The 8317-nt window shown below is 72.7% G+C and carries 8 protein-coding genes; 4 read left to right on the top strand and 4 right to left on the bottom strand.

The features are described 5' to 3' along the window. Nucleotides 1-192: 192 nt before the first annotated feature. Both ACZ4XD_RS34965 and ACZ4XD_RS34960 read left to right on the top strand, forming a co-directional pair. Complete coding sequence (locus tag ACZ4XD_RS34965) at nucleotides 193-384, top strand: ferredoxin (RefSeq protein WP_468049110.1); 192 nt, start codon at nucleotides 193-195, stop codon at nucleotides 382-384. 190 nt (nucleotides 385-574) lie between these two features. Then, the gene (locus ACZ4XD_RS34960; RefSeq protein ID WP_468049107.1) at nucleotides 575-1543 is read left to right on the top strand and encodes an SCO0930 family lipoprotein; all 969 of its coding nucleotides are present in this window, start codon (nucleotides 575-577) and stop codon (nucleotides 1541-1543) included. Here ACZ4XD_RS34960 and ACZ4XD_RS34955 read toward each other — a convergent pair. From ACZ4XD_RS34955 to ACZ4XD_RS34940, 4 genes are all read right to left on the bottom strand, one after another. Continuing rightward, a complete protein-coding gene (locus ACZ4XD_RS34955) occupies nucleotides 1521-3110 on the bottom strand; it encodes a sodium:solute symporter family protein (protein WP_468049105.1) in 1590 nt (529 codons plus the stop codon). The two genes, ACZ4XD_RS34960 and ACZ4XD_RS34955, sit on opposite strands and share 23 nt — an antisense overlap. Continuing rightward, the gene (locus tag ACZ4XD_RS34950) at nucleotides 3107-3340 is read right to left on the bottom strand and encodes a DUF3311 domain-containing protein (protein WP_468049103.1); all 234 of its coding nucleotides are present in this window, start codon (nucleotides 3338-3340) and stop codon (nucleotides 3107-3109) included. Before ACZ4XD_RS34950 ends, ACZ4XD_RS34955 begins: the two co-directional genes overlap by 4 nt. 32 nt (nucleotides 3341-3372) lie before the next feature. Further along, on the bottom strand, nucleotides 3373-4152 hold the full coding sequence (locus tag ACZ4XD_RS34945) for a class E sortase (protein ID WP_468049101.1): 780 nt from the start codon (nucleotides 4150-4152) through the stop codon (nucleotides 3373-3375). A 66-nt stretch (nucleotides 4153-4218) separates the two neighbouring features. Then, complete coding sequence (locus ACZ4XD_RS34940; RefSeq protein ID WP_468049099.1) at nucleotides 4219-5562, bottom strand: DUF445 domain-containing protein; 1344 nt, start codon at nucleotides 5560-5562, stop codon at nucleotides 4219-4221. 282 nt (nucleotides 5563-5844) lie between these two features. On the opposite strand from ACZ4XD_RS34940, the gene ACZ4XD_RS34935 reads away from it, so the two are divergent. Together ACZ4XD_RS34935 and ACZ4XD_RS34930 are read left to right on the top strand one after the other, a co-directional pair. Next, nucleotides 5845-7155 (top strand): SGNH/GDSL hydrolase family protein, encoded by a 1311-nt coding sequence (locus ACZ4XD_RS34935; protein WP_468049097.1) that lies wholly within the window; start codon nucleotides 5845-5847, stop codon nucleotides 7153-7155. Between the two features lie 158 nt (nucleotides 7156-7313). Further along, nucleotides 7314-8297: a BtrH N-terminal domain-containing protein gene (locus ACZ4XD_RS34930; RefSeq protein ID WP_468049093.1), complete on the top strand. Its 984-nt coding sequence runs from the start codon at nucleotides 7314-7316 to the stop codon at nucleotides 8295-8297. The last annotated feature ends 20 nt before the right edge of the window (nucleotides 8298-8317 follow it).

Here is an 8317-nt window from a genome sequence, read left to right as displayed (position 1 = left end):
CCCCCCCCCCCCCCCCCCCCCCCCCCCCCCCCCCCCCCCCCCCCCCCCCCCCCCCCCCCCCCCCCCCCCCCCCCCCCCCCCCCCCCCCCCCCCTCTCCCCCCCCCCCCCCCCCCCCCCCCCCCCCCCCCCCCCCCCCCCCCCCCCCCCCCCCCCCCCCCCCCCCCCCCCCCCCCCCCCCGCCGCAGGAACGGCTGCTGATCGACTGGACGCTGTGCCGCGGCCACGGCCTGTGCGCCGATGTCGTGCCCGGCGTCGTGAAGCTCGGCGCGGACGGCTATCCGCAGTCCGCCAGCATGCCGCTGCCGGCCCGGATGCGGCGCCGCGCCCAGCTCGCGGTGCGCCGCTGCCCCGCGCTGGCGATGCGGGTGCAGGGCGGCAACTGACGTACGGGGCAGGGCTTTTGCGCTCGGAGAAAATTCTTCGGCGGCGTTGAACGCCCGGCACCCCGGAGCGCGTATTCCCCGGGCGACGGCACCCCGCCGTCGCCCGGACCGGAACGGAACGGGCGACCGCACGGGCCACCCGGTCACCACCTCAGCAACGACGGAACCACCCACCGGCAGAGGAGACATCATGATCAATCGACGTCGTGCGGCGCTCGCGGCCGCGGCGGTCGCCACCCTGGCGCTGACCACCGCCTGCGGCAGCAGCGGCACCCAGAGCGCCCCCGGCACCACCAACGCGGACAACGTCCAGCCCGCCGGGCAGGGCACCAGCGACTACGGCTACGGCTCCTCCGGCGGCGGCTCCGGCTCCGGCGGCCAGGCGGGCGGCACCGACACCGCCGCCGGCAAGGCCCCCAAGGCCGCCGCCGCCGGGAAGCTGAAACTGAGCCAGGACGCCAAGATCGGCACGATCGTGACCGACGCCAAGGGCATGACCCTCTACCGCTTCGACAAGGACACCCCCGACCCCGCCAAGTCCAACTGCAACGGGTCCTGCGCCACCACCTGGCCCCCGGTCCCCGCCGACGGCGCCAACGCCCCGGCCGGCATCGACAAGAGCAAGCTGGGCTCGGTCACCCGCGACGACGGCGTCAAGCAGCTCACCATCGGCGGCTGGCCCGCCTACCGCTACATCAAGGACACCCAGGCCGGTGACACCAAGGGCCAGGGCGTCGGCGGCACCTGGAACGCGCTGGCCCCCGACGGCAAAAAGGCCGGCGCCCAGGAGCCCGCGGATGTCTCGGTGTTCAACCACCCCGACCTCGGCGGCATCCTCGTCGACGGCAAGGGCCGCACCCTCTACCGCTTCAACAAGGACAGCGCCTGGCCGATGAAGTTCGGCTGCAACGACGCCTGCCTGGACACCTGGAAGCCCGCCAAGCCCGCCGACCGCTCCAAGCTCAACGGCATCGCCCCCAAGCTCATCTCCACCGTCACCCGCCCCGACGGCACCCGTCAGCTGGCCGTCGACTGCTGGCCCGTCTACTGGTTCACCGGCGACGAGCAGCCCGGTGACATCAACGGCCAGGGCAAGATGGGCCTGTGGTTCGCGGTCTCCAAGGAGGGCAAGAAGATCACGACGACGCCGGAGGGCTGACCGCGGCGCCCCGCGACGGCACCCCGTCCCGCGGGAACTCGTCGTCCAGCGCCAGCACCTCGGCATCCGGCCGCCCGTCCGCGGCGCGCGGCCCCAGCCAGGTGACCGCGAGCGCCACCACCACATTCACGGTGAGCCCGACGATCCCCGCGTTCATCCCCCACACCGGGTCGTGTCCCCCGAAGACCAGGACACAGACCAGCGTGAAGCCCGCCACCAGGCCGCTCACCGCGGCGTGCAGCGTCAGCCGCCGCCACACCAGCCCCAGCAGCAGCATCGGCACGAGCTGCGCCATGCCCTCGTACGAAATCAGGGACAGCCGGACGAGGGTGTCGGGGGCGGTGTAGGTCAGCAGCAGCGCCAACGCCCCGGCCACCACCACGACCAGCTGCGACCACAGCTTCTGCCGTCCGCCCGCCACCCCTCCCCCGCCGTCCCCGGAAGCCGCCCCGGCCGCCCCCTTGTTGAGAAGGGGGATCGCGCCCAGCACACTCCTCCCCCACATCGTGCCGATGACCAGCATGAACACGGCCATCGGCACGATGGAGGAGAGGGCGGCGGCCACCCCGACCAGCCCCACGGCCCAGGCCGGAAGGGAGTCCACCACCATCCTGAACAGCGCGAGATTGGAGTCCGCACCCGTCAGACCGGGTACCACGAACAGCGCCGCCATCCCCAGCAGCATCGGCACGAACAGCAGCACGTTGTAGAACGGGAGGTACAGCGCGTTGCGGCGCAGCGCCTCGGCGTTGCGGGCACCGAGATAGCCGGCCACCGTCGTCGGAAAGATCACCACGGTCAGGGAGTTGACGAGGGTGGTGGTGACGAACCAGACCTGACCCAGACCCCCCGAGGCGTGCCCGGGGAAGGTCAGCCACTGCGGCTTCTCGGCGACGAGCCGGTCCAGGAAGGGCCCGTAGCCGTCGAAGTAGTGCAGCGGCACATAGACCGCGAGGAAGCCGAGGGTGCCGATGACGAGGACGTCCTTGAGCACCGAGACCCAGGCGCTGCCGCGCAGCCCGCTGATCACCACGAAGCCGGTGGTGACCGCGAAGCTGAGGAAATAGGCCCAGTTGATGCTGATGGCACCGTAGGAAATGGTGGCGACGACCACGCCCATGCCGGTGATCTGGAGCTGTATGTACGGCAGCAGACAGACCGTGGCGAGCAGGGCGACGGCGGCCCCGAGCCAGGGCGCGCGGTAGCGGTGCGCGATCATGTCGGTGATCCCGACCAGCCCGTGCCGGCGGGCGTAGGCCCACAGCATCGGCCCGACGACGTACCCCAGCGCATAACCGCAGGACATGTAGGCCAGCACATAGAGCACCGGGGCACCGGAGTTGTAGCCCCAGCCGGCCGCGCCGAGGTAGCTGAAGCTCGTATAGCTCTCACCGGCCATCAGCACCCAGATGAAGACCGTGCCCAGGCTCCGGCCACCCACCGACCACTCCGAGAGCCCGGCGGGCCGCCCCTTCTCCGCGCCCGTGCGCCGCACCGCGAGCAGGCCGAGGACGACGGTGAGCACCATGAAGGCGCCGAAGACGGTGGTCGCGACGGCGGCGTTCATATCCGGCCCCGCGCACGGTCGCCGCGCCGGGCCAGCCACACCGCGAGCGGGGTGGCCAGCGTCGCCAGCAGCATCCAGAAGAACAGGAACGGCAGCCCGAGCACGGTCGGCGTCACCCGGTTCACCAGCGGCAGGACCACCAGGAACAGCGCATACGGCAGCAGCAGCCACCACAGCGCGGGACGCCTTCTCGAACCCGGGGACCGGCCGCCGGGGGTCTGGTTTCTCACGACCCGAGAGCCTAGGCGGTGCCCGCCCCGGCTCACCTGGACTGTGTCGACCGCAACACGGCCCAGACCACCAGCCGGTAGGTGGACGTGTACTGCGGCGTACAGGTCGTCAGCGTCAGATAGCTGCCCGGCGTGGTGAAGCGGTAGGCGGGGTGCACGCTGCTGTACGGGACCGCGGCGAGGACCGTGCCGTCGCCGGGGGTGGTCCGCGGCAGGGTGCGCCGCACGGCATAGGTGTAGCGGGCCTCGGCGGTGTCGACGAGGACGGTGTCGCCCGGCCGCAGCCGGTCGAGGTGGCGGAACGGCTCGCCGTGGGTGTTGCGGTGCCCGGCCAGCGCGGCGTTGCCGGCCCGGCCGGGGTCCGCGCTGTGCGGATAGTGGCCCACATAGCCCCGGTTGAGGACCGCGGCCTTGCCGACGCCCTGGGCGATGGGGGCGGTGAGCCCGATCCGGGGGATGCGCAGCACGGCGTACGCCCGGTCCTCCGGCGGTGCCGGTGTGCGGCTCCGGGCGCGGCCGGGCGGACCGGCCGGCGGGGCGCTCCGCACGGCCCGCGCGCCGCCCGTGCGGCTGGCGTCCGGGGCCGGGCCGGGGGCCGGCGTCCTGGCGTCCCACTGCCGCTCCAGGCGGCCCACCTGGTCCCGTGCCGCGTGCTGCGCCTGACGGTTGGTCCACCACAGCTGGTGGACGACGAGCAGCAGCAGGACGGCGCCGAGCGTCACCGCCAGCTCCGCTCCCGTCCACAGGGCCCGCGCGGCACGGGAGCGACGGGTGCGCCGCCCCTGCACGACTACTGGTATCCGCTCCCGCACGCGGGCACCGTAAGCCCTGCGGGCGCAGGTCTCCAGAGCCGCGCACGGCCCGGCGGGCGGCGGGGGTCAGCCGCCGAAGGCGTGCGAGACGGCGTAGATGCACAGTCCGGCCAGCGCGCCGACGACGGTGCCGTTGATGCGGATGAACTGGAGGTCGCGGCCGATGTGCGCCTCGATCTTCCGGGAGGTGTGCTCGGCGTCCCAGCCGGCGATGGTGTCCGTGATCAGGGAGGTGATCTCGCTCTGATAGGTCGTCACCACATAGACGGCCGCGCCCTCCAGCCAGCCGTCCACCTTCTCCTGGAGCCGCGCCTCGCCGGCCAGCCGCCGGCCCAGGGACAGCAGCGCGGCCCGGACCCGCAGCCGCAGTTCGCTGCGCTCGTCCTCGGCGGCGGCGACGATCATCGCGCGGACCGAGCCCCAGGCCGAGGCGATCAGGTCCTGCACCTCGCCGCGCCCCAGCACCTCGGACTTGAGCCGCTCGACCTTGGCCCGGGTCTGCGGGTCGGACTTCAGATCGTCCGCGAAGTCCCGCAGGAAACGGTCGATCGCACCGCGCGCCGGGTGCTCGGGCATGTCCCGCATCTCGGTGACGAAGCGCAGCAGCTCCTTGTAGACCCGGTCGCCCACCTTGCGGTCGACGAACCGCGGGGTCCATCCCGGTGCGCCGCCGGAGACCGCGGTCATCACGGAGTCGGCGTGCAGGACCAGCCAGTCGTGGGCGCGGGAGACGACCAGGTCCACCACCCGCCGGTGGCCGCCCTCCGCGACGACCTTGTCCAGCAGGGTGCCGACACCGGGGGCGATCTCCTGGGCGTGCGCCCGGCGGGTGATCGCCTCCCCGACCACCGCCTGCACATCGGAGTCGCGCAGCACGGTCAGGGCGCCGCGCAGCGCGGTGGAGACCTCCTCGGTGACCCGGTCGGCGTTCCGGGGCTCGGCGAGCCAGCCGCCGAGCCGACGGCCGATACCGACGGAGCGCAGCCGGCGGCGGACGACCTCGGCGGAAAGGAAGTTCTCTCCGACGAAATCCCCCAGACTCTGACCCAGTTGGTCCTTTTTGGTGGGAATGATCGCAGTGTGCGGAATGGGCAGCCCCATCGGCCGCTTGAACAGCGCGGTGACCGCGAACCAGTCGGCCAGCGCACCGACCATCCCGGCCTCCGCCGCCGCCGCGACAAACCCGGTCCAGCCGCCCGCCCCGGCGGATTCGGCCCATTTCGCCAGCACATAGACCACGGCGACGGCCAGCAGCATGCCGGTGGCCAGCGTCTTCATCCGGCGCACCGCGCGCCGGCGCTCCTCGTCGGCGACACCGAGGACGAACCCGCCGGCCGGCCCGGGGGCCGCCGCGCCCGCCACCGGCGCCCGCTCCGCCTGAGGTGCCGTGTCCGCTTCTGTCCGTTCCATCCGCTCCACCGCTCCCACCGTGCCCCCCACCGTCCCTACGGCCTATCCTGCTCCGCACGCCGGCCACCGTTCCGGCCGTAGTCCCACTGTGACCTACTCCTGGAACGAACCACGAGTTCCCCGCGTCCATGCCGTGGAGGCATCGAACGGGGCGCCGGGCGGCGTCCCCGAGGTCCGTGGGATCATGAAGGACCGATCGGACCGCAACGGTGCCGCTGATCATCCGCTGCCCTTGCCCGCCCGGAGCGTGCTGCTCCGCTTTACCCAGGAGACCCCTCCCGCATGAAGAAAAGTGTGGGTTACTCCCTGCTCGCCGGTCTGGCAGCAGTGGTGGTACTGATCTCGACCGCGATATTCGTCGGCTTCGGCGGCGAGGACGGCGGTCCGGGCACCTCCCCGCACAAGCCACGCGACCCCGCGGCCCCCGCGGTCTCCGGACAGTGGGTCGGCACCTGGTCGGCGGCCGCCGCGGCCGCCGAGCCCGGCACCCTGAACGGCTACGCGGGCATGTCGATACGCAATGTCGTGCACACCAGCGTCGGCGGCTCCGGCGTCCGCATCCAGCTCTCCAACCTCTACGGCACCCGCCCGCTGGTGGTCAGCCACGCCTCGCTGGCGCTGGCCGCGGCCCCCAGCAACCCCACCGCCGCGAGCGGCACCATGCGGCGGCTGTCGTTCGGCGGCAAGCCCGCGGTGACCATCCCGGCGGGCGGCGCGGTCACCAGCGACCCGGCCCGGCTGAAGGTGCCCGGCGACGCGGACCTGCTGGTCACCACGTACTCGCCGTCCCCCTCGGGCCCGGCCACCTACCACCCGTACGCCCGGCAGACCTCCTACCTGGCGCGCGGCGACCGGGCCGAGGACGCCACCGGCGCCGCCTACACCGAGCAGAGCCCGTACTGGCGGTATCTGACGGGTGTGGACGTGTGGAGCACCCAGGCCCGCGGCTCGGTCGTCGCCATCGGCGACTCGATCACCGACGGCATCACCTCCACCGCCGGTGCCAACCACCGCTGGACGGACTTCCTCGCCGCCCGGCTGCGCACCGAGCCCGGCGCGCCCCGCTACGGCGTCCTCAACCAGGGCATCAGCGGCAACCGGCTGCTGGTCAACGGCAGCCGGTTCTCGCCCAACAACGGGCCCAGCGTGCTGTCCCGGCTGGAGCGCGACGCACTGTCACGTACCGGAGTGAAGGCGGTGATCGTCGAGATCGGGCTGAACGACCTGTTCAAGACGCCGCGTCAGCTCGACCCGGAGAAGATCGTCGGCGGGATGCGGCAGATCGTCCGTGAGGCGCACGCCCGCGGTCTGCGCGTCACCGGCAGCACCCTGACGCCGTTCGGGGGACACCGCGGCTACTCCAACCAGCTGAATTCGGTCCGCGAACAGGTCAACCGCATCATCCGCTCCGGCACCGTCTACGACGAGGTCGTGGACTTCGACGAGGCGCTGCGGGACCCGGCGTCGCCGGGGCGGCTGCGCCCCGAGTACGACTCCGGTGACCACCTCCACCCGAGCGACGAGGGCTTCCGGGCGATGGCCTACGCCGTGAACCTCGCCCACCTCAAGCAGTCGGCCGCCGCCGCGCTGTAACACCAACGGAGCAGACCGCCGCCCCGAATTCAGCCCGCGGGGGCGGCGGGGCAGGCGGGCCCCAGGGCGAGCCGCCCGGGACGCGGTGGTCCGGCACGCGGTGGTCCGGCAGGCCCCCCGGCGACGGCGTCGTCCGGTGCGGGAGGAGACTGAGCGGCATGGCCATGGTGAAAGGCATCGATGCCCGCGGCATGCAGCACTGTGAGACGACGGCGCTGGGCGTGCTGCTGCGGCACGAGGGACTCGACCTGTCCGAGCCCATGCTGTTCGGGCTCGGCTCCGGGCTGTCCTTCATCTACTGGGACAGCAAGAGCATGGGCTTTCCCTTCCTGGGAGGCCGGGTCAAGCCGTTCGAGCTCACCAGGAACCTGGCCGCCGTACTCGGGCTCGGTCTTCAGGTCGGGGAGACCACCTCCCCGCGCAAGGCGTGGCAGAACGTGGCGGCACCCCTCGACGCCGGCCGACCGGTCGGCCTTCAGCTCGACAGCTACCACCTGGACTACTTCAGCACCAAGGTGCACTTCGGCGGGCACATCGTGGCCATGTACGGCTACGACGACCAGGACGCCTATCTGGTGGACACCGCCCCTCAGGGCGGAGCCGTCTCCACCGGCCTCGCCGGACTGGCCAGGGCCAGGGCCGAGCGCGGCCCCATGACCGCCAGGCACCGTTCCTTCACCCTCACCGCGCCCGGCGACCTGACGCCGCCCCAGGACCGGATCATCCCCGCGATCAAGAGCTGTGCGGACGCCTTCCTGAACCCGCCCATCGCGAACCTGGGCCACCGGGGCATCCAGAAGACCGCCCAGCAGGTGCCGAAGTGGCGGGAGCGCAGCGGCAATCCGCGGGAGGACCTGGCACGGACCGCCGTCCTCATGGAGCAGGCCGGCACCGGCGGCGCCCTGTTCCGCAATCTCTACCGGGACTTCCTCGCCGAATGCGCCCAGCTGATCGACAGCGGCCACCTGCGCACCGGCCACCGCCTGTATACCGAGGCCGCCACCCTGTGGACCCAGGTGGCCGCACTCATCGCGGCAGCAGGCGAATCCGGCGACGGCGAGAACCTCACGCAGGCCGGCTCCCTGCTCCACGAGCTCTCGCGCATCGAACGCGAGGCGATGCAGGCACTGAGCATGCTCTAGGGGCCGGTCCGTGCCGGGCA

The organism is Streptomyces sp. NPDC029466, assembly GCF_055574515.1.
Note: the sequence above shows the minus strand (reverse complement) of the source record. Positions and strands in the feature narration are given on the sequence as shown.